Source organism: Mesotoga sp. B105.6.4 (assembly GCF_002896535.1).
GTDB lineage: Bacteria > Thermotogota > Thermotogae > Petrotogales > Kosmotogaceae > Mesotoga.
Window position 1 is genome coordinate 1 of sequence record NZ_JWIM01000040.1, and the last position, 1,093, is coordinate 1,093.

At 44.4% G+C, this 1,093-nt stretch carries 1 protein-coding gene; it reads left to right on the forward strand.

Annotated elements, in window-relative coordinates; genetic code table 11:
- Positions 1 to 175 precede the first annotated feature (175 nt).
- Positions 176 to 877, forward strand: coding sequence for a peptide-methionine (S)-S-oxide reductase MsrA (gene msrA / locus RJ60_RS09120; protein WP_099830851.1), 702 nt, complete (start codon positions 176 to 178; stop codon positions 875 to 877).
- Positions 878 to 1,093: the final 216 nt, after the last annotated feature.

The window sequence follows — 1,093 nt, forward strand, 5'->3', positions numbered from 1 at the left end:
CCGCAACCCCCAACCCCGGTCTTTCCAGCTTTCAGCGTATTTTAGCAAGCGGAAAGCCGTTCTTCTCGATGAACGGAGGACCGTTAAACGGATAACTCCTTTCTTGAACTTGTAATCATTCTAAATAGTCATAAGAAGACCGATAATATTTGTCTAGAATTACATGGAGGTAATTATGAAAAGGATTGTCTCAATAATGTTTTTACTCGCATTGATAGGAGTGTTTACTATGGCCAGTTCTGAAATACCAGTAGTTGATGCTAATCTGCCAGAAAAGCTAGAAACCGCAACCTTCGGATTGGGTTGTTTCTGGGGTTCTGAAGCGGTATTTGGTGGGATAAGAGGAGTATACAGGACCAGCGTTGGATACGCAGGAGGCACGAAGGTTAATCCAAGCTATTATTCTCTCGGGGATCACACTGAAGTAGTTCAGATAGAGTTTGACCCTTCAGTTATCTCTTATGAAGAACTTCTGGGACTTTTTTGGCAGTCTCACAATTCTTATGTGAATTACAAGGTTCAGTACATGTCTCTCATTCTCTATCACAACGAGCAACAGAAAGAGATCGCCGAAAGGTTCATTGATTTGAAGGAGAACGAGACCGGCAGGAAGGCGGCCACAGAAGTCTCGCGAATGACCGAGTTCTACAGAGGCGAGGATTACCATCTCAAGTTCTATCTCCAGAGAGATAAGGAGATTCTAAACGATCTTCTAAGATACTACGAAGACATCTTCGCTTTGAACGATTCAACTGTGGCGGCCAGGTTAAACTCTCTCCTGGCTGGAAAGGGAGACCCCGACCTTATGAAAAACGAGTACGAAGGCTACGGCCTCCAGGATAGAGCTCTCGAAAAGGTGAGAAAGATTCTCTATTAGAGAGAAAAGAGTTTCGGAAAAAACCAGGTTAGAGTCTGGTCTGGATTAATGGGTAAGAGAGAGAAGTAGATAAAACGCATTATCGAGAGCGTGGATTCGATATAAGAGACTTGATAAAAGTTGTACGTCAACGGTCTACCGTCCTCCGAATCTGAATGCCTTCGGCAGGAGTCCATATTAAAGCTTTCTACTGCCGCAGGCCAGTCAGGCTTCGCC